17 protein-coding genes are annotated in these 22,138 nt (G+C 73.0%); 5 read left to right on the top strand and 12 right to left on the bottom strand.

Translation table 11 applies throughout. From position 1 onward, the window contains the following. Positions 1-73 precede the first annotated feature (73 nt). Complete coding sequence (locus AB0F89_RS26995) at positions 74-319, top strand: hypothetical protein (protein ID WP_367128410.1); 246 nt, start codon at positions 74-76, stop codon at positions 317-319. A gap of 119 nt (positions 320-438) precedes the next feature. Here AB0F89_RS26995 and AB0F89_RS27000 read toward each other — a convergent pair whose 3' ends face one another. Beyond that, positions 439-3,867, bottom strand: coding sequence for a DNA topoisomerase (ATP-hydrolyzing) (locus AB0F89_RS27000; protein WP_367128411.1), 3,429 nt, complete (start codon positions 3,865-3,867; stop codon positions 439-441). Positions 3,868-3,946: 79 nt separating this feature from the next. Continuing rightward, entirely contained in the window at positions 3,947-5,989 is a 2,043-nt protein-coding gene (locus tag AB0F89_RS27005; protein WP_367128412.1) for a type IIA DNA topoisomerase subunit B, read from the bottom strand. Positions 5,990-6,452: 463 nt separating this feature from the next. Here AB0F89_RS27005 and AB0F89_RS27010 point away from each other — a divergent pair, with 463 nt between their 5' ends. Next, positions 6,453-8,486, top strand: coding sequence for a hypothetical protein (locus AB0F89_RS27010; protein WP_367128413.1), 2,034 nt, complete (start codon positions 6,453-6,455; stop codon positions 8,484-8,486). Positions 8,487-8,524: 38 nt separating this feature from the next. On the opposite strand, the gene AB0F89_RS27015 is transcribed toward AB0F89_RS27010, so the two are convergent. After that, entirely contained in the window at positions 8,525-9,571 is a 1,047-nt protein-coding gene (locus tag AB0F89_RS27015; RefSeq protein WP_367128414.1) for a polysaccharide deacetylase family protein, read from the bottom strand. Between the two features lie 127 nt (positions 9,572-9,698). Between AB0F89_RS27015 and AB0F89_RS27020 the strand changes: the two genes are divergently transcribed. Both AB0F89_RS27020 and AB0F89_RS27025 read left to right on the top strand, forming a co-directional pair. Continuing rightward, positions 9,699-11,276 (top strand): putative glycoside hydrolase, encoded by a 1,578-nt coding sequence (locus tag AB0F89_RS27020; protein ID WP_367128415.1) that lies wholly within the window; start codon positions 9,699-9,701, stop codon positions 11,274-11,276. Beyond that, complete coding sequence (locus AB0F89_RS27025; RefSeq protein WP_367128416.1) at positions 11,273-12,082, top strand: DUF3152 domain-containing protein; 810 nt, start codon at positions 11,273-11,275, stop codon at positions 12,080-12,082. The genes AB0F89_RS27020 and AB0F89_RS27025 overlap by 4 nt, the downstream gene beginning before the upstream one ends. On the opposite strand, the gene AB0F89_RS27030 is transcribed toward AB0F89_RS27025, so the two are convergent. The 5 genes from AB0F89_RS27030 to AB0F89_RS27050 all read right to left on the bottom strand — a co-directional run bounded on the left by AB0F89_RS27030 (position 12,036) and on the right by AB0F89_RS27050 (position 17,917). Further along, positions 12,036-13,280 carry a tetratricopeptide repeat protein gene (locus AB0F89_RS27030; RefSeq protein WP_367128417.1) on the bottom strand — a complete coding sequence of 415 codons (1,245 nt, stop codon included), beginning with the start codon at positions 13,278-13,280 and terminating at the stop codon, positions 12,036-12,038. The two genes, AB0F89_RS27025 and AB0F89_RS27030, sit on opposite strands and share 47 nt — an antisense overlap. A gap of 237 nt (positions 13,281-13,517) precedes the next feature. Next, positions 13,518-14,867 carry a GH1 family beta-glucosidase gene (locus tag AB0F89_RS27035; RefSeq protein WP_367128418.1) on the bottom strand — a complete coding sequence of 450 codons (1,350 nt, stop codon included), beginning with the start codon at positions 14,865-14,867 and terminating at the stop codon, positions 13,518-13,520. Further along, positions 14,864-15,742: a carbohydrate ABC transporter permease gene (locus AB0F89_RS27040; RefSeq protein WP_367128419.1), complete on the bottom strand. Its 879-nt coding sequence runs from the start codon at positions 15,740-15,742 to the stop codon at positions 14,864-14,866. Before AB0F89_RS27040 ends, AB0F89_RS27035 begins: the two co-directional genes overlap by 4 nt. Positions 15,743-15,755: 13 nt before the next feature. Beyond that, complete coding sequence (locus AB0F89_RS27045; RefSeq protein WP_367128420.1) at positions 15,756-16,676, bottom strand: carbohydrate ABC transporter permease; 921 nt, start codon at positions 16,674-16,676, stop codon at positions 15,756-15,758. After that, positions 16,676-17,917, bottom strand: a complete 1,242-nt coding sequence (locus AB0F89_RS27050; RefSeq protein ID WP_367128421.1) for an ABC transporter substrate-binding protein — start codon at positions 17,915-17,917, stop codon at positions 16,676-16,678. The genes AB0F89_RS27045 and AB0F89_RS27050 overlap by 1 nt, the downstream gene beginning before the upstream one ends. A 255-nt stretch (positions 17,918-18,172) precedes the next feature. On the opposite strand from AB0F89_RS27050, the gene AB0F89_RS27055 reads away from it, so the two are divergent. After that, a complete protein-coding gene (locus AB0F89_RS27055; RefSeq protein ID WP_367128422.1) occupies positions 18,173-19,207 on the top strand; it encodes a LacI family DNA-binding transcriptional regulator in 1,035 nt (344 codons plus the stop codon). A gap of 129 nt (positions 19,208-19,336) precedes the next feature. Here AB0F89_RS27055 and AB0F89_RS27060 read toward each other — a convergent pair whose 3' ends face one another. The 4 genes from AB0F89_RS27060 to AB0F89_RS27075 all read right to left on the bottom strand — a co-directional run bounded on the left by AB0F89_RS27060 (position 19,337) and on the right by AB0F89_RS27075 (position 22,002). After that, the gene (locus AB0F89_RS27060) at positions 19,337-20,506 is read right to left on the bottom strand and encodes a zinc-dependent alcohol dehydrogenase (protein ID WP_367128423.1); all 1,170 of its coding nucleotides are present in this window, start codon (positions 20,504-20,506) and stop codon (positions 19,337-19,339) included. Then, positions 20,503-20,937 (bottom strand): hypothetical protein, encoded by a 435-nt coding sequence (locus AB0F89_RS27065; RefSeq protein ID WP_367128424.1) that lies wholly within the window; start codon positions 20,935-20,937, stop codon positions 20,503-20,505. The genes AB0F89_RS27060 and AB0F89_RS27065 overlap by 4 nt, the downstream gene beginning before the upstream one ends. A gap of 118 nt (positions 20,938-21,055) precedes the next feature. After that, positions 21,056-21,280, bottom strand: coding sequence for a hypothetical protein (locus tag AB0F89_RS27070; RefSeq protein ID WP_367128425.1), 225 nt, complete (start codon positions 21,278-21,280; stop codon positions 21,056-21,058). After that, positions 21,277-22,002, bottom strand: coding sequence for a BTAD domain-containing putative transcriptional regulator (locus AB0F89_RS27075; RefSeq protein ID WP_367128426.1), 726 nt, complete (start codon positions 22,000-22,002; stop codon positions 21,277-21,279). Before AB0F89_RS27075 ends, AB0F89_RS27070 begins: the two co-directional genes overlap by 4 nt. Positions 22,003-22,138 lie beyond the last annotated feature (136 nt).

Genomic DNA, 22,138 nt, shown 5'->3' on the forward strand with positions numbered 1-22,138 from the left:
CCCACCCTCCCGGAAAGCCCGGCGGTGACGGAACGTCGGGTTCGACGAGATCGACCGACGGAGGGAGAGCACGGTGTTCGAGCAGGTAGCGGGGTTCGCCGACGCCGGAGCGGCATGGGTCTTCGTCGCGGTGGCGTTCGTCCGCGTGCTCGGGGTCGCCGCCAGGGCGGCGGCGCGCGCGTGGATGCTCGCGATCGCGGTCAAGGGGACCAAGAGCTCGGACCGGGCGCAGGTGCTCCGGGCTTACGCGGCGGTCGAGAGGGGTGAGGGCGGTGGGCAGCGCGGCGCGGCGAAGGCGGCCCGGGTGCTCGGTCGGTGACACCGGGCCGGCGGCTCGGGCGGTGACGCGGGGCGGCGCACCGCTCGACCGCACCGGCGCCACCACGCGACCCGCGGTGATCGCACCTCAGTGCTCACCGCGGGTCGCCCGCACCCCGCTCAGTCGCGTTCCACCAGGTGGCCCACCACGTCCGGGCCGGGGTGGGCGTGACCCGAGCCGTCCCGGCGGTCGTCCGGTGCGGGCAGTTCGACCGGGGAGCCGTTGGTGGCCGCGCCCGCCGGGCGCGGGCCCACCCAGGCCAGGGTCAGGGCCGTCTCGCCCTTGAGGAACCGGTGGGCCCGCACGCCGCCCGTGGCCCGGCCCTTCGCCGGGTAGGCCGCGAACGGGGTCACCTTGACGCTCTGGCCGGTCGAGGTGACGACCATCGGTTCGCCGTGCTCGTCGTCGTCGGTGCGCACCGCGCCGAAGAACACCACCTGCGCGTCCGACCCCACGTTCACACCGGCCATGCCGCCGCCGCGCAGGCCCTGCGGCCGGACCAGCGACGCCGAGTAGCGCAGCAGCGAAGCCTCCGACGTCACGAACACCAGCGTCTCGTCCGGACCGGCCAGCCAGGTCGCGCCGACCACCTCGTCACCCTCCTTGAGGGTGATCACCTCGAACTCGTCCGACCGCACCGGCCACTCCGGCGCGCACACCTTCACCGTGCCCGACCTCGTGCCCAGCGCCAGCCCCGGCGACGTGGTGTCGGTCAGCGGCGCGATGCCCACGACCTTCTCCCCCGCCTGCAGGTCGACCAGCTCGTTCGCCGACATGCCACCGCTCAGCGACACCGTGCCGCTCTGCTCCGGCAGCACCGGCAGCGGCAGGACGTCGGTCTTGAACGCGCGACCCCGGTTCGTCACCAGCAGCACCTGACCGCGCGCCGTCGTGTGCACGGTCGCCGCCACCGCGTCGTGCTTGATCCGCCCGTTGCGCCGACGCGCTTCCGACGACTCCTCCGACTCGGCCGCCGTCCGCGCCACCAGCCCCGTCGCCGACAGGATCACCTGGCACGGGTCGTCGGCGACCTCCAGCGGCCCGGCCGGCTTCGACGCCGCCAGCACCTCCTTGAGGTCACCGTCGAGCAGCGCGGTCCGGCGCTCCTGCTGCAGGTCCTTGGCCACCTTCGCCAGCTCGGTGGAGACGACCTTCTTCAGCACCCGCGGGTCGTCCAGGATCTTGCTCAGCTCGGCGATCTCGGCGCGCAGCTTCTCCTGCTCCGCCTCCAGCTCCAGCGAGTCGTAGCGGGTCAACCGGCGCAGCGGCGTGTCCAGGATGTAGGCGGCCTGGATCTCGGAGAGCTTGAACGACTTCATCAAGCCCTCCTTCGCCGCCGCCGCGTTCTCGCTGCCGCGGATGAGCTTGATCACCTTGTCGATGCTCAGCAACGCCTTGAGCAGGCCCTCGACCAGGTGCAACCGGTCCTCGCGCTTGCGCCGCCGGTACCGGGTCCGCCGGGTGACCACCTCGTAGCGGTGCTTGAGGAACACCTCCAGCAGCGCCTTGAGCCCCAGCGTGCGCGGCTGGCCCTCCACCAGCACCAGGTTGTTGATGCCGAACGACTGCTCCATCGGCGTCAACCGGTACAGGTCGGCCAGCAGCGCCTGCGGGTTCACCCCGACCTTGCACTCGATCACCACGCGGGTGCCGTTCTCGCGGTCGGTCAGGTCCTTCACGTCGGAGATGCCGGTCAGCCGCTTGGACTTGGTCACCTCGTCGGTGATCTTCTCGATGATCTTCTCCGGCCCGACGCCGTACGGCAGCTCGGTGACCGTGATCGCCTGCCGCCCCCGGCTGCCCTCCAGCAACCCGGTCTCGACCTTGGCCCGCATCCGCACCACGCCGCGCCCGGTCTCGTACGCCTTGCGCACCTCGTCCAACCCGAGCAGCACGCCACCGGTGGGCAGGTCGGGGCCAGGGATGAACTCCATCAGCTCGTCCAGCGTCGCGTCGGGGTGCGTCACCAGGTGCCGCGCCGCCGCCACCACCTCGCCGAGGTTGTGCGGGATCATGTTCGTCGCCATCCCGACCGCGATCCCCGACGTGCCGTTGACCAGCAGGTTCGGGAACGCGGCCGGCAGCACCGACGGCTCCTGCAGCGACCCGTCGTAGTTGGGCCGGAAGTCGACCGTCTCCTCGTCCAGCTCCCCGACCAGCAACATCGCGGCCGGCGACATCCGGGCCTCGGTGTACCTCGATGCTGCCGGGCCGTCGTCGGGGGAACCGAAGTTGCCGTGCCCGTCGACCAGCGGGGTGTTCAGGGAGAAGTCCTGGGCCAGCCGGACCATCGCGTCGTAGATCGCGGTGTCGCCGTGGGGGTGGTACTTGCCCATGCAGTTGTGCACGACGAAGCCGCTCACCACGAACGCGTGCTCGGGGCTCGACACCTGGATGTCGTAGGTGGTGCCCGGCGCAACCGGCTCGACCGACACGACGTGCGGGAGCGGCTGGTCGTCGGCGTGCCTGGCGTTGCGGATCGCCTGGACCAGTCCGTCCTGGCGCGGCCCGACGCCGGTCCAGCGCAACAGCGCCACGGCGAGCGCGGCGGCTTCGCGGCCGGTGATGGTCACGGTGGTCGCGTCGCGGTGGGCGTGGATGCCCGCGTCGGCGAGGACCGCGTACTCGGCGTCGCCGCCGGGCAGGACGATCTCGCGGCCGTCGCGGACGTCGCCGCCGGCGAGGAACAGGCCCGCCAGGAACGGCGTCCACGCCGAGCGGTCCCGCAGCACGGCGTCCAGCCGGCCCGACGCGGCCGCCACCAGGTCGGCGTGGTGGTCGAAGGTGAGGACGTGGCGGTCGCCGTGGGCGGTCTCGACCTTGTCGCGGGACACCGTCACGTCGTGCGCGATGGCCCAGCCGTGCGCGACGTCGACCGGGTCGACGTCGGCCTGCTCCAGCCGCACCCGACCGTCGGCGAGCACGGCGCCGGCGGCGGACACCAGGCCGAGCACGAAGCCGGACGCGTCGCCGTCGGCGAGCAGGGTGGCGTGCCGGTCGCGGCCGAACCCGGCGGTGCGGGCGCCGGCGAGGTCGCGGGCGGCGGTCCAGTCGTCGTCCGACCAGCTGTCCGGGTCGACGCCGGTGCGGAACCGCTGACCCGGCGTGACCAGCATCGAGTGGCCGTTCGACCAGGTGACGCGGACCAGTTCGGACACCGGGTTCTCGTAGACCTCGCGCACCTCGACCGGTTCGCCGCGACCGTCCAGGACGTGGTCGCCGACCTCGATGCCCTCGATCGGCCGCAGGCCCTCGGGCGTGGACACCAGCGCGCCGCGCACGAAGCAGTCGCCGACCACGCGCGAGGACTTCACGTACGCGCTGGTCGGGCGGTAGCCCTGCTCGTTCATCGAGAACAGGATCCGGCGGTGCACCGGCTTGAGGCCGTCGCGCGCGTCGGGCAGGGCCCGGGAGTGGATCACCGAGTACGCGTACTCCAGGTAGGAGTCCTCGATCTCGGTGGTCAGCGAGTTGTCGAAGACCTGGGCGCCCGCGCGGTCGAAGGCGGACGGGTCGACCCTGGTGGTGGGGGTCTTGCGGCGTGCCATGGTCGGTCGTTCCCTCGTGTTCGTACGTGTTCCGGCGGGTCGGGGGTGCTCGGGCGGGTCGGGGCGCGCTCGGGCGGGGTCAGACGTCGATCGCGGCCTGGTCGACCCGGGCGGCCGACTCGACCAGCCAGGCCCGGCGCGGTTCGACCTTCTCGCCCATGAGCAGTTCCAGCGCGGCTTCGGCGGCTTCCGCGTCGTGCATGGTGATGCGGCGCACCGAGCGGGTGGCGGGGTTCATCGTGGTCTCCCACAGCTCGTCGGCGTCCATCTCGCCGAGGCCCTTGAACCGGGGCACCGGCTTGACGACCGTCTTGCCCGCCTTCTCCAGCCTGGCGACCCGCTGCTCCATCTCCCGCTGGGTGAAGGTGAAGTGCGTTTCGGCGTTGCGGCCCTTGGTCATCACCTTGTGCAGCGGCGGCATGGCCGCGTACAGCCGCCCGTCCTCGATCACCGGGCGCATGTACTTGGCGAACAGGGTAATCAGCAGGGTCCGGATGTGCGAGCCGTCGACGTCCGCGTCGGCCATCAGGATGACCCGGCCGTAGCGCATCGAGGGGAGGTCGAACGTCCGCCCGGTGCCCGCGCCGAGGACCTGCACGATGCTGGCGATCTCGGCGTTGCGCAGCGTGTCGGCCAGGCTGGCCTTCTGCACGTTGAGGATCTTGCCGCGCAGGGGCAGCAGCGCCTGGTACTCCGACACCCGCGCCATGCGCGCCGAGCCGAGGGCGCTGTCGCCCTCCACCAGGAACAGCTCGCTGCGCGAGACGCCGGTGGTGCGGCAGTCGACCAGCTTGGCGGGCATGGCCGCGCCTTCGAGGGCGGTCTTGCGGCGGGCGGCGTCCTTCTGCTGCTTCTGGGTCAGGCGGACGCGGGAGGCGTCGACGACCTTCTGCAGGACGATCTTGGCCTCGCCCTTGGTGCGGCGGTCCTCGGTCCACGCCCTGATGTGCTTCTCGACCACGCCGAGGGCGACCTTGGTGATGCCCGCGGTGGACAGCTCGTCCTTGGTCTGCGAGGTGAACTGCGGTTCGGGGATGCGGACGTGGACGACGGCGGTCATGCCTTCGAGGACGTCGTCCAGGGTCGGCGGGTCCTCCTTGGGCTTGAGCAGGCCCCTGGTCCTGCCGATCGCCTCCTGGACGGCCTTGAGCACGGCGCGCTCGAAGCCGCGGCGGTGGGTGCCGCCGTGGACGTTGCGGATCGTGTTGGTGAAGCACTCGACGGTGCGCTCGTAGCCGGTGCCCCAGCGCAGCGCGATCTCGACCTCGGCCTGGCGCTCGACCTTGGACCGCATGACGCCGTTCTCGTCGGCCGCGTTCTCGTGGTAGACGCCGGCGCCGGTGATCAGCAGGGTGCCGGAGACGGGCTTCTCGCTGCCGGGGGCGAGGTGGTCGACCATGTCGACCAGGCCGCCCGGGTAGTGGAACGTCTCCTCGGCGATGCCGCCCTCGCCGGCGACGCGCAGCACGTAGGTGACGCCGGGGACGAGGAAGGCGGTGTTGCGCAGCTTGGTGCGGACGGCCTCGACGTCGAGCGCGGCGCCGTTCTCGAAGTAGCGGGCGTCGTGCCAGTAGCGGGTGGAGGTGCCGGTGCGCTTGGTGCGGCCGGTGACGCGCAGGCCGGACTGGCGGGTGAAGCCGGCCTTCGGCCCGGGGCCGTCGAACACGCCGGGCACGCCGTGCGCGAACGACATCTCGTGCGTCTTGCCCTCGCGGCGGACCACGACGTCGTAGCGCAGCGACAGGGCGTTGACGGCGGACGCGCCGACGCCGTGCAGGCCGCCGGAGGTCTTGTAGCCGGAGCCGCCGAACTTGCCGCCGGCGTGCAGCCGGGTGAGCACCAGCTCGACGCCGGACAGGCCGGACTTGGCGTGGGTGCCGGTGGGGATGCCGCGGCCGTCGTCGTCCACCTGGACGCTGCCGTCGGCGTGCAGCGTGACGACCACCTTGGTGGCGTGCCCGGCCACGCCCTCGTCGGTGGAGTTGTCGACCACCTCGGTGAACAGGTGGTTGATGCCCCGGCTGTCGGTGGACCCGATGTACATGCCGGGGCGCTTGCGCACCGCCTCGAGACCCTCCAGGTGGGTCAGGTCGTCGGCCCCGTACAGGATCTCAGCGGTCACCGGGTCGTTCTCCCCAGGTCGTGGCGTGCTTCGGGCGGTTCACGGTAACCGAGGACGGCGTGCGGGCACGTCAGGTCCCCCGGGTGCCGGCGCACTCTGGCACGTGGCTCTTCGGTTCTCCCGTGATCTTGTCATACTCGAACACAGGTTCGAACATGGAACCACAACGGAGCAGGCCCGTTCGAGAACGGGTACGCACACCTCGCATACCCGTTGTGTGCGCGGTCCACCCTTGGCACACACCTGGTCGCCGGCCGGTCACGGTGTGGAGCCGGCAGGTCGGAGGCGGTGTGCGGCCTGTTGCACGTCCACTGTGGACCTGGTTGGGGTAGTGCGCCGACCCCCGTCCGGGTGTCACCCGCGTAGAGTGCGGTCGTTCACGCGCTGTCGTGCCTGGAGGTGATCGGGCGCCTTGATGTTCCGACGTGCCGCACCGAAGGAGCGTGCCCCGCAGGTGGAGCCGGTGGTCGAGCGAGAGCCCCTGCCCGCACCCGCGCCGCCCGCGCAGCCGCCACCCGCGCCTGCGCCCGCGCCCGCGCCCGCCCAGTTCGCGGCCTCGTTCGCCGGCGCGACGCTGGTGGTCGGGCCGGCCGGCGGCGCGAGCCCGGCGGCGGTGGCGCTGGGTCGCAGCCTGCCGGTCGACCGCGGCCGCACGGTCGTCGTGGTCGACCCGCCCGGCGGTGACGAGACCTCGTTCTGGCCGGTCGTGGCCGCCGCGCTGCAGGGCCGCGGCCCGGTCCGGTTGATGACGCCGCACTCGGGCTCGATGCGGCCGACCGCGCCCGCGCAGTGGCTGGCCGAGCAGCTGCAGGCCGAGGTGGTGGCGCCGGACGGCGCGGTCACCACGGTGCCGGGCGCGGCGTTCGTCGCGGGCAACGGCGGCTACGGGTGCTGGCTGCGGTTCCTGCCGGGCGCGTCGCCGGTGCCGATGGGCCGGCGCTTCCCGGTGCCGAACTGGGAGGCCGTCGACCCCAACACGCCGTGGCCGACCGGCGAGGTCGGCATCTCCGAGCCGATCCCGGCGGGGCTGTGGCTGCGCGCGCAGCGCTCGCAGTTCGACCCGCAGGCGCCGGACGCGCGGTCGGTGATCGGGCTGCCGTGCCGGGACAACGTGCTGACCGTCGTGGTCGGCGGGCCCGGTCAGCCGCCGATCCCGACCGAGGAGCTGTGCCGCCTGCTGGGCGGCCTGCCGTCGGCGGCGCGGTCGCGGGTGCGGCTGGTCTGGTACGGCGGCGAGCACCAGGCGCAGGCGGTGGCCGACCAGCTCGGCGAGCCGATCTCGCTGTACACGGGGCTGCCGGTGGGGTCGCTGCGCAGCGGCGCGGCCGTGGTGGCGGTGAACCCGCGCGGGCAGCAGACGTGGCGGCCGTACGTGACCGAGGTCCGCTACGCGCCGGCGGGCACGCCGGTCGTCTCGGGCTACCGGGTGCCGGTGCAAGGTCTGGTGGAGCGCGGTCCGGGGATCTTCGACCTCGGCGGCGGCGTGGTGCTGGAGGTCGTGCCGTCCGGGCTGTGGGTGCGGGACGCGGAGGACAACGGGCCCGAGGTGCGGTCGCTGCCGGTGGACCCGGAGTGGGCTCGGCTGACCGTCGGCACGCCCGGCCGCACGACGGCGGGCGCGGTCGCGGTGGCGGGCGCGTCGCTGGTGGAGCGGTTGGAGCCGGAGGTGCGCCGACTGCTGAAGGTGGTGTTCTGCGACCCGGCGCCGATGCCCCGGCCGCCGGTGGCCGAGGAGCCGCCGCCCGCGCCGGTGGCCGACGAGCCGGTGCCGCTGAGCGTGGACGGCCCGCTGCCGGACTCCCCCGCGCCGGTGTGGGGCGAGCAGGTGGGCGAGGAGGTCGTGCCGCCCGACCACCGCAGCACCGAGCCGGAGCGGGACGCGCTGCGCCGGATGCTGGGCGAGCGGTACGGCGAGCACGCGGCGGTGGCGTGCCGGCACATCGTGGAGCGGCCGGACGACCCGGAGGCGTTCGAGGCGGTCGTGACGGACCTGGCGGCGGTGTCGGCGTGCCTGCGCAGCGACGAGGAGGTCCTGGTCGAGGCGCTGCGCACCGGGAAGCTGGGTCGGCTGTGGCCCTACGCGGCGTCGGTGGTGTCGGGGTTGCGGCGGCTGCCCGCGCACCAGGGCGTGACGGTGTGCCTGGGTGACGCGCGCGGGTACCGGACGGGTGACGTGCTGGTGGAGCACGGGCTGCTCAGCACCGTGGCCGGGCCGACGGTGCCGGTCGACGGGCGGGTGGAGTTCCTGCTGTGGTCGGTGACCGGGCGGCGGGTGTCGGTGGTCGACTCGTTCGGCAGCGTGGTCGAGGATCGGGTGGTGTTCGCGCCGGGCACGGCGTTCAAGGTGCTGGCGGTGGTGGAGGCGGAGGAGTCCGCGCCGATGCAGGTGATGGCGCAGGAGGTCGTCGGCCGCCACCACGAGCTGCCGCCGGGGGTGCTGGGCAGCCTGGAACGGGCCGCCGTCGCACTCCGCAACCACGCCCGCGCCACCGCCTGAAGCGTGAGGGGGCCGACCCCTCCCGGGCCGTCCTCGCCTCAGTAGCCGACCGCGCGCTCCGCGAACTGCGGCGCGGGGGTGGAGCCGGCGGCGGTCGGGTAGGAGATCCGGTCCGCCACCCCGTCCGACGTGTAGCGCTGCCGCGGGTCGGCGGCCAGCTGGTCCAGCCACGCCGTCGAGCCGTAGCGGGCGTCCTCGCCGGTCGCGTCCTGCGACCGGATGCGCGGGGTCCGCACCGGGTCGAAGTCCGCCGCGAACGGTGACGGCGCGGGCCCGGCGCCGACCATCAGCACGCACGCGTAGTCGTAGGCCACGCCGCCGGCGGCGCCGCGCGCGGCCAGCGCCGGGTTCCCCGGCACGGCGCCGAACGGCAGCGCGAGGCTCGTCACCCGCTGTTCCGGCACCACCCGCTGGATCTCCCGCTGCCCGGCCACGATGGCCTCCTGCACCTGCCGGTCACCGGCCTGGGCGAGGTTGGTGTGCTCCAGCGTGTGGTTGCCGATCTCGAAACCGCGCTCGTGCAGCCACCGCAGCGCCGCGCCGTCGGGCGAGGCGAACGGCCCGCCGTTGACGTACAGGCTCGCCACCGGCCGGAAGCCGGGACGGCTCGCGGCCACGTCGAGCAGGATGGCGATCGCCGTGCCGGGCGCGGGCTGCCCGTCCGGGCCGAGCGCGAACTGGGTGGCGTCGCCGTCGTCGAAGGTCAGCACGACGGGGTGCGCGCCCGCGGGCAGGTCGATCCGCCCGGTCGCGTACTCGGTGGTCGTCACCGGCACGTAGCCCTCGTCGGCCAGCCGCTCCAGCTCCGCGCGGAACGCCGCCGGCGTGCGGTCGTAGACCGACGTCGGCTGCTCCACCAGCCGGTGGTACATCAGGATCGGGACCTGGCCCAGCTCGTTGGCCCCCACCGCCGCCGGGTCGGGCGGCGCCGAGGACGACGGCGCGGCGGACCCGGCCGACGAGGGCGCGGGCAGCTGCGCCGCGGCCTGCTCGGCCGGGACGGCGGGTTCGGCGGAGCAGGCGCAGCACAGGGCCGCGACGAGCGCCGCAGCGGTCAGGGCGGACCTCGGCGAGGAGCTGTTCACCCCGCGATGGTTCCGCGCCCCGGCCCGGTCGACACCGGTGTACACACCATCGGATGACCTTCGGTTTGCCCACCCACTTCCGGGCTAGTCGCTGGTGGTTGACGCCTCACCAGATCGGAGCCGGTCGATGACGGATTCGCCCCGGAAGCTCAAGCGCGTGCTGATACCCGCCGTCGGGGTCGTGGTGCTGCTGCTGATCGCGGGGGTCGTCACGACGATCGTGCACGGCCGCGGTGTCGGGCTGGCGGTGGCGGACCTGTCGGACGGGAGCACCGTCACTCCTTCGGGGGTCGAGCGCGTGTCCATCACCACCGCGGAGGCCGGCGGGCTCGACCGTGTCACCGTGCACGTGGACGGACAGCCGGTGAAGGTGCGACGCGCCGACGGCCGCATGACGTTGACCGGGGTGGAGCTCGCCGAGGGCGCGCACACGCTGTCGGTGCGGGCGGCCAACCCCCTGCCGTGGATGCCGGACGTGGAGCTGGAGCGCGGTTTCACCGTGGACGCCACGCCGCCCTCGCTGCAGGTGGACGTGGCGGAGGCGGAGTCGCCGCGCGGCCCGGTGACGGTGAAGGGCAGCGCCGACGGCGCGGAGTCGGTGAAGGTCGGCGACCAGGAGGTGCCGGTCCGGGACGGCCGGTTCGAGGCGTCGCTGGCATCGGTGCCCACCGGTGTCGTGGTCGAGGCCCGCGACGCCGCGGGCAACGCGCAGCGCCACGAGGCGGCGGTCAAGGTCACCCACCCGGGGATGCGCGCGGTGCACATGAGCGCCGCCGCGTGGGCGACGGCGTCGCTGCGGGACCCGGTGCTGGCGATGGCCCGCGAGGGCCGCATCGACACCGTGCAGCTCGACGTCAAGGACGAGAGCGGCGAGATCGGCTACGACTCTCAGGTGCCGCTGGCCAGGGAGATCGGCGCGAACCGCAACTACTACGACGCCCGCGCGGTGGTCGAGGAGCTGCACGGGCTCGGGCTGCGGGTGGTCGGCAGGCTGGTGGCGTTCCGCGACCCGGTGCTGGGCAAGGCGTCGTGGGACTCGGGCGCGCGCGACCGGGTCGCGCAGAACACCGCGGGCGCGCCCTGGTCGGCGCACTACGGCCAGTACGCGTTCACCAACTTCGCCAACGCCGAGGTGCGCGACTACAACATCGCCATCGCCAAGGAGGCCGCGTCGCTCGGCTTCGACGACGTCCTCTACGACTACGTGCGCCGGCCGGACGGCCCGCTCGGGCAGATGGTGTTCCCCGGCCTGGCCACCAGCCCGGAGCAGTCGATAGTGGACTTCCTGAAGGACAACCGGGCCGCGGTCCGGCCGCTGGGCGCGTACCTGGGCGCGTCGGTGTTCGGCATCGCCGCGCACAGCCCGCAGGACGTCGCGCAGGACATCCCGGCCATCTCGGCGCACGTCGACTACGTCGCGCCGATGGTCTACCCGTCGCACTGGGGTCCCGGCGAGTACGGCGTGGACGACCCGAACAGCAAGCCCTACGAGATCGTGCGGGCGTCGGTGGCGGACTTCGTCGGGATGGCCCAGGGCACCGGCGCGACGGTGGTCCCGTGGCTGCAGGCGTTCTCGCTGGGCCACCACTACGGCCCCGGCGAGGTGCAGGCGCAGGTCAAGGCGTCGGCGGACGCAGGCGCGCCGTCGTTCCTGCTGTGGAACGCGGCCTGCGCCTACGACGCGGCCGGTCTGGAGCCCGCATGAGGACGTTCCCGCTCGCGCCCTACCTGACCGGGTTGTGCCTGGCCGCGGCGGCGGTGGTGGCGCTGGACGCCGGGATGGCGGCCCGGCCCACCACCGCGGAGCGGCCGGCCACCGGCGCGGCGCCGACCGTTGGCGCGGAGCCGACCGCGGCCCCGGCGACGCCGACGCAGGCCGCGCCGCAGGTCGAGTCGTTCCGGTCCGGCGCGGACCTGCCCGCCGGACCGGCGTTCCCCGAGCGGGGCGCGGGCACGTGGCACGTCGTGCCGCCGCCGGCCACCGCCGCGAACGGCATCGCCTACACCGTCGAGGTGGAGGACGGGGTGGTGCTGCCTCAGGGCGACGACTCGTTCGCCGCCGTGGTCGACCACGCGTTGCGGCACCCGCGCGGGTGGTCGGTCCGGCACCAGCTGCGCCGGGTGGGCGGTGACGTGGAGCCGGAGCTGCGGATCAGGCTGACGTCCCAGGAGACCGCGCGGGCGCTGTGCGGCTTCGAGCTGCCCTACGACACGTCGTGCCGGGTCGGGTCGGCCGTGCACCTGAGCACCGCGCGCTGGTTCCGCGGCGCGCACACCTTCGGCGACGACCTGCGCGGGTACCGGGTCTACGCGGTCAACCACGAGGTCGGACACTTCCTCGGCCACGGCCACGAGGTGTGCCAGCAGGACGGCGCGCCCGCGCCGGTGATGATGCAGCAGACGTTCAGCGTGGCCAACGACGAGCTGGCGTCGATCACCACCGGCAGCGACCAGGGCGTCGTGGTCACCGCGGACGGGAAGGTCTGCACGCCGAACCCGTGGCCGTCCTGACGAGGCGGTCGGCGACCACCGGCGCGGTCGGGTCGATCCGCTGCGAGAGCCGGTAGGACTCGGCCGCCTCGGCGGGCCGCCCGACCCGCTCGAACGCCCAGCCGCGCAGGAACGCGGCACGGGCCGCGGGCAGGCCGCCCAGCGCGACGCCGCGGTCGAACGCCTCGACGGCCTCCTCCCACCGCCGCGCGGCCAGCAGCGCGTCACCGCGCACGGCCCACGTGCGGTGGTCGTGCGGCGCGAGCGCCACCAGCTCGTCCGACGCGGTGACGGCGGGGTCCGGCGAGCCGGTGCGCAGGTGGGTCTTGGTGATCGTCTCGTGCAGCGGGAACGCGTGGTCGACCCACGCCAGCCGCTCCAGCTCCCCCGTCGGCCTGCTCGACTCCTGGGCCTGCGCCGCCAGGTCCAGCAGCCGGAACGTGCCCGCGACGTCACCGCGCAGGAACGGCACGAACGCCAGGGCCCGGTGCAGCGACTGCCGGGCCGGCCCGTCCGCCGGCGGCAGCGCCGAGGCCAGGGCGGCGGCCTCGTGCAGCGCGGGGCCGTCCTCGCCGCGCCGGCCGTTGCGGACCACGACGAACAGCGCCAGCGAGCGCCGCGCGTCGGCGGGCAGCCGCTCGTCCCGCGCGCCGCGCAGGGCCAGCGCCTCCAGGTCGCGCGGCGCGTTCGGGTGCCAGTACAGCACCGCCAGCTGCTTCACCGCCGACGCCGGGTCGAACACGTGCGTGCGGGCGTCGACCGACGTCATGCCGAGCACGTCGGCCGCGTGCCGCTGGTAGCCGAGCCGCAGCAGCACCTCGGCGGCAGCCACGCGGTCGTCCGGCTCGGCGAGCCGTTCGCGCACCCGGCGCCACAGGTCCGAGGCCAGGTCGGCGGGGAACGCCGCCAGGTCGCCGCCGAGCGCGTCCACCCGCCCGAGCGACGCCGCGTCGTACACGCGCTGCAGCGGCGACGGGTTCGTGGTGAACCGCGGCAGCGCGGTGGTGTCGCCGGACGCGAAGTGCCGCGCCACGGCGTGCGTGACGACGGCGTGCTGCGGCGGGGTGTCCCCCGGCTCGTGCAGGCCGACGTAGACCCGGCACGGCACGGGCACGCCGGCTGAGGCGAGCGCGCCCAGCCGCACGGCCAGCGCCCGTGGTCCGGTGTCGGGCGCGTACTCCGGCGGCACGCACTCCGATGACGCGTGCTCAGGTGACACGGCCAAGGCGGTCCTCCCGCCTCCGAGCGTGCCCGGCTCGGGGGCCGGCCGCCACCACCCGAACGGTCACCGCCGCGCGGGCGCGCCACCACCCCCACGGTCACCGTCGCACGGACGCGCCTCCGCGCGACGGTGACCTCGCAGATCACCGCGGGGCGCGGCCGACCGACCCGACCTGCTCGCGAGGTCGCACCGGCCGTCCGCGCCCCGTTGCCCGGCGATCACGCTCCTCCGGGGTCAGCGCTTCTCGGCGATCAGGTCCCGGTACCAGTGGAAGCTCGCCCGCGGCGTGCGGACCAGCGTCTCGTAGTCCACGTGGACGAGGCCGAACCGGTGCTTGTAGCCGTGCGCCCACTCGAAGTTGTCCAGGAACGACCACACGAAGTAGCCGCGCAGGTCGACCCCGGCGGCGACCGCGTCGCCCGCCGCCGCCAGGTGGCTGCGCAGGTAGTCGATGCGCTCCTGGTCGTCGAAGCCGGGGTTGTCCGGGTACACGCAGCCGTTCTCGGTGACGTACACCGGCGGCAGGTCCGGGTAGCGCTCCTTCAGCCCCACCAGCGTGTCGGTCAGCCCGTGCGGCTCGACCGGCCAGTTCATCGCGGTGCGCGGCACGTCCGGCAGGCGGGTCGTGTCGATGCCGACGTCGATGGACGTGCGGGTGGCCGGGTCCGGGTCGCGGTGCGGCGCGTCGGCCACGTGCTGCCGGTAGTAGTAGTTGATGCCCACGTAGTCCAGCGGCGTGGAGATCAGCTCCAGGTCGCCGTCCTGCCGGAACGACAGGTCGGTGACACCGGCGAACGTCTCCTCGTAGTCCTCCGGGTACTGCCCGGCGAACAGCGGCTCGGTGAACTGGCGGCGCAGCAGCAGGTCGTGCCTGCGCGCCGCGGCGACGTCCGCCTCCGACGAGGTGACCGGGGTCGACGGCGACTGGTTGAGCACGATGCCGAACTCGTGCCCGGCCGTGCCGCGCATGGCCCGCACCGCGAGCCCGTGCGCCACCATCAGGTGGTGGGCGGCGGCGAGCGAGCCGTGGCCCTCCCGCGCGCCGGGCGCGTGCCTGCCCTCGCCGTAGCCGACGATCGAGGACACGTACGGCTCGTTGAACGTCGTCCACTTCGACACCCGGTCGCCCAGCGCGTCGTGCACGATCGCGGCGTACTCGGCGAACCGCTCGGCGGTGTCGCGGGAACGCCAGCCGCCCAGCTCCTCCAACGCCTGCGGCAGGTCCCAGTGGTACAGGGTGAGGAACGGCTCGATGCCGCGCTCCAGCAGCCCGTCGACCAGCCCGCGGTAGAAGTCCAGGCCGCGCTGCTCGACCCGGCCCGCGCCGGTCGGCAGGACCCGCGGCCACGACACCGAGAACCGGTAGGCGTCCACGCCCAGCTCGCCGAGCAGCGCCAGGTCCTCGGGCGCCCGGTGGTAGTGGTCGCAGGCCACGGCCCCGGTGTCGCCGCCCGCGATCGCGCCCGGCACCGCGCCGAACGCGTCCCAGATCGACGGTCCTCTCCCGTCGGCGTCCACGGCCCCTTCGATCTGGTAGGCCGAAGTGGCGACGCCCCAGCGGAACCCTTGGGGGAAGTCGGTCATCCTTTGAGCGCTCCTTGCATGATCCCGCCGACGATCTGCCGGCCGAACAGGAGGAACACCGCGAGCACCGGCACGGTGCCGATCGTCGCCGCGGTGAGCACGAGGGTGTAGTCGGTGGTGTAGCCGCTGGCCAACGTCGACAGCGCGGTCTGCACGGTCGGGTTCTCCGGGGTCAGCACCACCAGTGGCCAGAAGAAGTCGTTCCACGCCTGCATGAACGTGAACAGGCCGAGCACGGCGGCGGCCGGGCGGGCGGCGGGCAGCACCACGTGCCAGTACAAACGCAGCGAGCTGCAGCCGTCCATCCGGCCCGCCTCCAGCAGCTCGTCGGGCACGGCCCGCTCGAAGTACTGCCGCATGAAGAACACGCCGAACGCGGTGACCAGGCCGGGGACGATGACCGCGTGGATCTCGCCGGCCCAGCCGAAGTCGCTCATCATCATGTACAGCGGGATGACGCCCAGCTCGGTGGGCACCGCCTGGGTGGCGACCACCAGCAGCATGAGCGCCGACCGGCCGCGGAACCGGAGCTTGGCGAAGGCGAACCCGGCCAGCGTGGAGAAGAACACCACCGACACGGTGATGGTCCCCGACACGATCAGCGAGTTCATCATCGCCAGCGCGAAGTCCGACTGGTCGAACACCCGCGCGATGTTGGCGAACAGGTTGCCGCCGGGCACCAGCACCGGCGGCACGCTGTCCACCTTGTCGGGCGTCTGCGACGACACGACGAGCGACCAGTACACGGGGAACGCCGAACCGGCGAGCACCGCGATCAGGGCCGCGTAGGTCCACGGGCCGGGCATCCGCAACGCCTTGCGCCGTCTGCCGGGCGGCGCGGCCGGGGGCGCCGGCCGTTCGAGCACGCTGGTCATCTTCCCCAGCCCTTCAGTCGGTCCGGATGCGGCGCGCGGCCAGGTAGCTCAACCCGGTGATGGCGACCGTCGCGATGAGCAGCAGCCACGCGATGGCCGACGCGTAGCCGAAGTCGAACTTGGCGAAGCCCTGCTCGTAGAGGTACAGCGCGGCGGTCTGGAACTGCCGGTCCGAGCCGCCGGTCGCGGCGCCCGCGCCGGGGTTGAACAGCAGCGGCTCGGCCAGCAACCGCATGTTGCCCGCGGTGGCGATCACGGTGGAGAAGATGATCTGCGGGCGCAGCATCGGCACGGTGATCCGCCAGAACTGCTGCCAGGCGCTCGCGCCGTCCAGCCGGGCCGCCTCGTACACGCTGGTCGGGATGGCCTGCATGGAGGCCAGGAAGATCAGCGCGTGGTAGCCGGTCCAGCGCCACACCACCATCGCCGCGATGGCGGTGTGCGAGCTGCCGGTGCCGGCCTGCCAGTCGACCCGGCCGGCGCCGAACAGCTCCAGCCCCCAGTTGATCAGGCCGAAGTCCCGGCCGAACAGCTGGGCGAAGATGATCGTCACCGCCGCCACCGAGGTGATGTTCGGCAGCAGCACGCCCATCCGGAAGAACGTCCGGCCGCGCAGCCGCCGGTTGAGCAGCTGCGCGATGCCGAGCGCGAACAGGATCTGCGGGACCGTGGTGAGCAACCACAGGCTGAGCGTGTTGCCCATCGCGTTCCAGAAGTACGGGTCCGCGGTGAGCAGCTGGACGTAGTTGTCCAGCCCGATGAACGTCGCCGCGTCGCCGTCGAGCAGGTTGCGGTCCTGCATCGACACCCACGCGGTGTAGAGCAGGGGGAACAGGCCGAACACCGCGAACAGCAGGAAGTACGGCGCGATGTAGGCGTACGGCGCGTACCGGATGTCCCACCGGTGGCGGCGTTCGCGCCAGTCCGTCTTCATCAGTCCTCGAGCCTCTTGACGTCGCCGACGAACTGGTTCCACGACTCGTCCGGGCTCTGCTTGCCCTGCTCGACGCGCTGCATGGCGTTGCCCATCTCGGTCTGCACGTCACCGGCCTTCGGGCCCTGGTACTGCGGCTTGAGGGCGCGGGCGGCGTCGGTGAACACCTTGCCGACCGGGGCGTCGTGGAAGAACGGGTCGGTCTTCTTGGCCACCGACTCCTCGCTGTAGAGCTTCGGCGCGGACGGGAGCAGGCCCGCGTTGGCGAAGACCTTGGCCTGCTGCTCGGGCGCGGTCAGCCAGGTGGCCAGCTCGACGGCCTTGTCGACGTTCTTGCCCTGCTTGGGCACGGTCAGGTACGAGCCGCCCCAGTTGCCGCCGCCGCCGGGCACGGCCGCGAGGTCCCAGTTGCCCGCGGTGTCGGGCGCCTGGTCCTTGATCTTGGCCATCATCCAGGCCGGGCAGGCGAGGGTGGCGAACTGGCCCTGCTTGAAGCCGGTGTTCCACTGCGGGGTGCTGTGCAGCAGCCCGGCGGACAGCCCGTCGGCCACGGCCTGCGAGACGAGGTTCCAGCCCTTGCGGATCTCGGCGTTGTCACCGACGACGATCTTGTCGTTCTTGTCGTAGTAGCCGGTGGGCGCCTGGCCGACGATCGCGTTGAGCACGGTCGGGCCGCCGTCGAAGAACTTCGCGCCTTCGGGGGCGTTGGCCGCGAACCGCTTGCCGGTGGCCATGAACTCCTCCCACGTGGGCCACAGCGCGGAGACCTGGTCGCGGTCGCTGGGCAGGCCGGCCTTCTCGAACAGGTCGCGGCGGTAGCAGATGGCCAGGCCGCCGATGTCGGTGCCGTAGCCGATCTGCTTGCCGTCCTTGGACAGCGAGCCCTCCCACTTCCAGTCCAGCCAGCGGTCCTTGATGTCGGACTTCAGCTCGACGAACTGGCCGGGGTTGGCCTTGAACTGGTTGATGTAGCCGACGTCGACGGCCTCGACGTCGGCCGCGCCGTTGTTGGTGGCCAGGTGGGCGGCGAGGTTCTTGTGGTGGTCGGAGTAGGAGGCGGTCCGGTCGGTGATGTCGACGTCGGGGTGCGCCTTCTCGTACTCCTCGAACAACTGCTGGTAGCCGAAGTTGCCGAACAGGCCGATGGTGATCCTGGTCTTGCCGTCGCTCGCGTCGCCGCAACCGGCGAGCAGGCTCGCCGCCAGCAGACCGACGCCGATCACGGTCCCGGTTCGTCTCATTTCCACGGCTCCCTTTCCTGTTTCGGGCACGCCGGACACGCGGTGGGTCGATCCGGGGGTTTCCGGCGAATTCGACCGGAGCCCCGCTCCGGCCGGTGTGGTGTACATGACAGCTCCGGGGCGCGACACCGTCAAGTAACAAAGCGATAACCTGGCCGTTCCAGACGTTTGGCGTTTGCGCAGGTGGTACGGTGTCCAGCCTGGTCAGGACGTGGTGCCCACGACTCTGTAAGCGGTTACAAAGAAAGGGGCGAGATGCCAACGATCCGTGAGATCGCCCAGCTCTGCGGGGTGTCGGTGGCGACCGTTTCGCGCGTTTTCAACCAGCCGCTGACGGTGAGCAAGGAAAAGCGCGAAGTGGTCGAGCGGGTGGCCCGCGAGCTGGACTACCGGCCCAACGAGTCGGCGCGCGCGCTGGCCACCAAGCGGTCCGGGTTGATCGGCCTGGTGTGGGACACCGACCACCGCAGGCCGGGCTGGCGGCACCCGTACCTCCAGGAGCTGCTGATCGGGCTGAAGTCGGCGCTCAGCGCGCACGGTTACCACCTGCTGATGCTGGCCACGAGCGGGTCGGCGGCGCTGCGGGCGGTCGGCGCGTCGCTGGCCGACCCGGTGGCGTACGTGAACATGACCCGGCGGCACCACCTGGGCGGGCTGGTGCTCATCGACAGCGGGTCGGACGCGTCGGCGTTCGCCGCGTTCGCCCAGTCGGGCCTGCCGTGCGTGGCGGTGGACGTGGCCGTCGACGGGCCCCGGGCGACGTACGTGACCTCGGACAACGTCGGCGGCGCGGCGATGGCGGTGCGGCACCTGGTCGACGCGGGCCACCGGCGGGTCGCCACGATCACCGGGCCGCGGGCGAACCGGCCCGCGGCGGACCGGCTGGTCGGCTTCCGCGCGGCCATGACCGAAGCGGGGTTGGCGGTGCCCGACGGGTACGTGGTGGAGGGCGACTTCTACCGGCCCAGCGGGCAGGCGGCGATGCGGTCGCTGATCGCCCTGCCCGAACCGCCGACGGCCGTGTTCTGCGCCAGTGACGAGATGGCGGTGGGCGCGTTGCTGGCGGCCAGGCACGCGGGGCTGCGGGTGCCGGAGGACCTGGCCGTGGTCGGGTTCGACGACATCGAGCTGGCCGCGCTGGTCGACCCGCCGCTGACGACGTTGGCGCAGGACAAGGCGGGGATCGGGGTGGCGGCGGCGCGGGCCGTGCTGACCATGGTGCACGGCGGCGAGAAGCCGGCGCCCGCGTTCCTGCCGACGAAGCTGGTGGTGCGGGCCTCCAGCCGGTGAGCGCGCCGGCGCCCGCCGGGTGGTGGGCCCCGCGGAGCCGGGCGCGCCGGCTCGCTCCGCGGGGTCTCCCCGCACGCGCCCGGTCGGGTCACCGGGCGCCGCGCACGGCTCGCGCGCGCGTGGTCGGGCTCAGGGTCGGAAGACCGCGCGCACGCAGTCGTCCTCCTTGTCCTTGAACAACTGGTAGCCGCGTGCGCCCTCTTCCAGAGGCAGGACGTGGGTCGCGAGGTGGGTGGTCTTCAGCTCGCCCGAGGCCATCCGGTCGAGCAGCATCGGGATGTAGCGCTGCCCGTGCTGCTGGGCGCCGCGCAGGGTGAGGCCCTTGTTCATCACCGCGCCGAGCGGGAACTTGTCGACGATCCCGCTGAACACGCCGAGCACGAACACCGAACCGCCCTTGCGGCAGTTGTGGATCGCCTCGCGCACCGCGATCGGCCGGTCGGTCTCCAGCTTCAGCTTGCTCTTGACCTGGTCGTAGGCGTACTGCGGACCGTAGCTGTGCGCCTCGCAGCCGACCGCCTCGATGCACACGTCCGGACCGCGGCCACCGGTCATCTCGCGCAGCGCGGCGCCGATGTCGACGTGCTCGTAGTTGAGCGTCTCCAGACCGAAGACCTGCTCGGCCTGCCCCAGCCGGTAGTCGAAGCGGTCGATCACGACGACGCGCTCGGCGCCGAGCAACTGCGCCGAGCGGGCCGCCATCTGCCCGACCGCGCCGCTGCCCCACACCGCGACGACATCGCCCGGCGCCACCCCGCCCAGGTCCGCGCCCATCCACCCGGTCGGCGCCGAGTCGGAGGCGAACACCGCGCTCAGGTCGTCCACCGCCTCCGGGATCGGGATGGCGTTGTAGTCGGCGAAGGGCACGCGCACGTACTCGGCGTGACTGCCCTTGAAGCCGCCCATCGCGTGCGAGTAGCCGAAGATCCCGCCGGGGTCCGCGCCCCACAGCGCCTGCGTGATGCCGGGGTTGGTGTTGGTGTTGTCGCACAGCGACCACAGGTCGTTGCGGCAGTACCAGCACCGCCCGCAGCCGATGAACGACGCCACGACGACCCGGTCGCCGACCTTGTGGCGGGTCACGTCGGGGCCGACCTCGACCACCTCGCCCATGAACTCGTGCCCGATCACGTCACCGGCCTGCATGAACGGGATGTGCCCGGTCAGCAGGTGCAGGTCCGAGCCGCACGCGGTGCTCAACCGCACCCTGAGGACGAGGTCGCCGTCGTTGAGGATCTTCGGGTCGGGCACGTCCTGCACCCGCACGTCGTTGACGCCCTCCCAGCACAAAGCCCTCACAGCCGACCCTCTCCCATCGATTTGCCGATCACCGTCCGCAGCACCTTCCCCGCCGGTCCGGGGTGCGTGGACGGCGGTGTGTCCGGCCGGATGACCGTGCCGGTCTCCAGCAGCGACTTCGCCTTGCGCATCGCCGCGCGCAGGTCCTCGCGCGACACGTCGCCGCCCTCCTTCGGGCACGCCAGCAGCTCGGTGCCCCGGTCTCCCGGCGCGGGGCGGAACCGCACGTCGATCCCCGCCCGCAGCCGCTCCAGGGGCTCCGGCAACTGCGCCGGACCCGCCAACACGTCCAGCGGGCGGTCGACCGTCACGGCCAGCCAGTGGTCCAACCGGTCGCGGTGCAGCTCGCGCCGACGTGACGTCATCCGCCGGCCGACCGCCACCGCCGCACCCACGCCTGTGACGGCGATGGCCTTCATGGCTCCGTTCATCGCTCTGCCTCTCGTGGTCGTGAAGCAAGCGGATACCCGCGAAGGGGCGGATGATCCGCGGTCCTCTCGGATTCCGGCGAGGCCGCCGGTCGACGCGGCGTGACTACGCCGGTCGGTCTCACTCGGGGTACACCACGACCAGGGCCAAGCCGACCACCGTCAGCAACGAGCACGCCACCAAGACGCGGGGACTCGCCCGCTGCCACGCGGCGATCCGCCGGGCATCGCGGCACGCGCGCGGCTCGGCCGCGGACAACCGGCACGCCAGCGCGAACACGCCCAGCCCGCCCAGCCACACCAGCCCGGTCCACGCCAGGACCGCGCCCAGCGCCCCGCCGGTCACCGCCGCGCGCCCATCAGCGGCCCGACCAGCCGCCGGATCTCCGGCGACGGCTCCAACCCCAGTTCGGTCCGCAACCGCACCCGGTAGCTCGTGTACTGCCGCACGGCCTGCGCGGGGTTGCCGTCGGCCAGGTGCAGCTCCACCAGCGTGCGGTGCGCGCTCTCGCGCAGCGGGTCGCTCTGCACGGCCGCCATCGCGGCCTGGTGCGCGCGGTGCCGGTCACCGGTCGACCGGAACCGGTCGCTGAGCGCCTCCAGCGCGCGCAGCCGCGCCTGGTGCCACCAGTCCCGCTCGGCGAGCAGCCAGGCCTGGTCCCACCCCGGCAGCAGGTCGGCCTTGAGCGTGACGACGGCGTCCGGGTCGGGCACGTGGTCCGGCGCGGCCACCGTGGCCGCGAGCAGGCACGCGCGGCGGAAGTCGACTTCGACGTCCGGCAACAGCCGCAGCATGTCGTCGGCCGACTCGACCAGCGGCCCGACCGGGGCCGCCAGTCGCCACAGCGTGGACCGCAGGCAGCCCGCCGCGCGGCGGGCCGTCGCATCCGGCCACAGCGCCGCCGCCACCACGGTCCGGCTGACCGGGGCCTCCCGCAGCGCCAGCAGGGCCAGCAGCCTGCGGGCCACCGGAATGACGTGCACCTCGACCTGACCACGCGCCAGGGTGAACCCGTCCAGCAGGCGGATGGTCGATCGGGGCGCAAGTTGAGCGTGGGTGACTGTCATCGGCAACTACCCATCGACTTGCGGCATCCAGACCGCACGGGTGCCCTCGAATCGGCCCGGCACACCACTCCACCCATGATTTTTCGCGCTCTCACCAGCAACGGTGACGGGGCGGTGACGCCGCCGTGCCGCGATC

Origin of the sequence: Saccharothrix sp. HUAS TT1 (assembly GCF_040744945.1) — a bacterium.
In the GTDB taxonomy this organism is placed as follows: domain Bacteria; phylum Actinomycetota; class Actinomycetes; order Mycobacteriales; family Pseudonocardiaceae; genus Actinosynnema.

Bases quoted from the DNA above. Each gene is read 5' to 3' on its own strand.
- AB0F89_RS27000 (WP_367128411.1), bottom strand. From the start codon at position 3,867: ATGGCACGCCGCAAGACCCCCACCACCAGGGTCGACCCGTCCGCCTTC.
- AB0F89_RS27020 (WP_367128415.1), top strand. From the start codon at position 9,699: ATGACGGATTCGCCCCGGAAGCTCAAGCGCGTGCTGATACCCGCCGTC.
- AB0F89_RS27025 (WP_367128416.1), top strand. From the start codon at position 11,273: ATGAGGACGTTCCCGCTCGCGCCCTACCTGACCGGGTTGTGCCTGGCC.
- AB0F89_RS27035 (WP_367128418.1), bottom strand. From the start codon at position 14,867: ATGACCGACTTCCCCCAAGGGTTCCGCTGGGGCGTCGCCACTTCGGCC.
- AB0F89_RS27040 (WP_367128419.1), bottom strand. From the start codon at position 15,742: ATGACCAGCGTGCTCGAACGGCCGGCGCCCCCGGCCGCGCCGCCCGGC.
- AB0F89_RS27045 (WP_367128420.1), bottom strand. From the start codon at position 16,676: ATGAAGACGGACTGGCGCGAACGCCGCCACCGGTGGGACATCCGGTAC.
- AB0F89_RS27050 (WP_367128421.1), bottom strand. From the start codon at position 17,917: ATGAGACGAACCGGGACCGTGATCGGCGTCGGTCTGCTGGCGGCGAGC.
- AB0F89_RS27055 (WP_367128422.1), top strand. From the start codon at position 18,173: ATGCCAACGATCCGTGAGATCGCCCAGCTCTGCGGGGTGTCGGTGGCG.
- AB0F89_RS27065 (WP_367128424.1), bottom strand. From the start codon at position 20,937: ATGAACGGAGCCATGAAGGCCATCGCCGTCACAGGCGTGGGTGCGGCG.
- AB0F89_RS27075 (WP_367128426.1), bottom strand. From the start codon at position 22,002: ATGACAGTCACCCACGCTCAACTTGCGCCCCGATCGACCATCCGCCTG.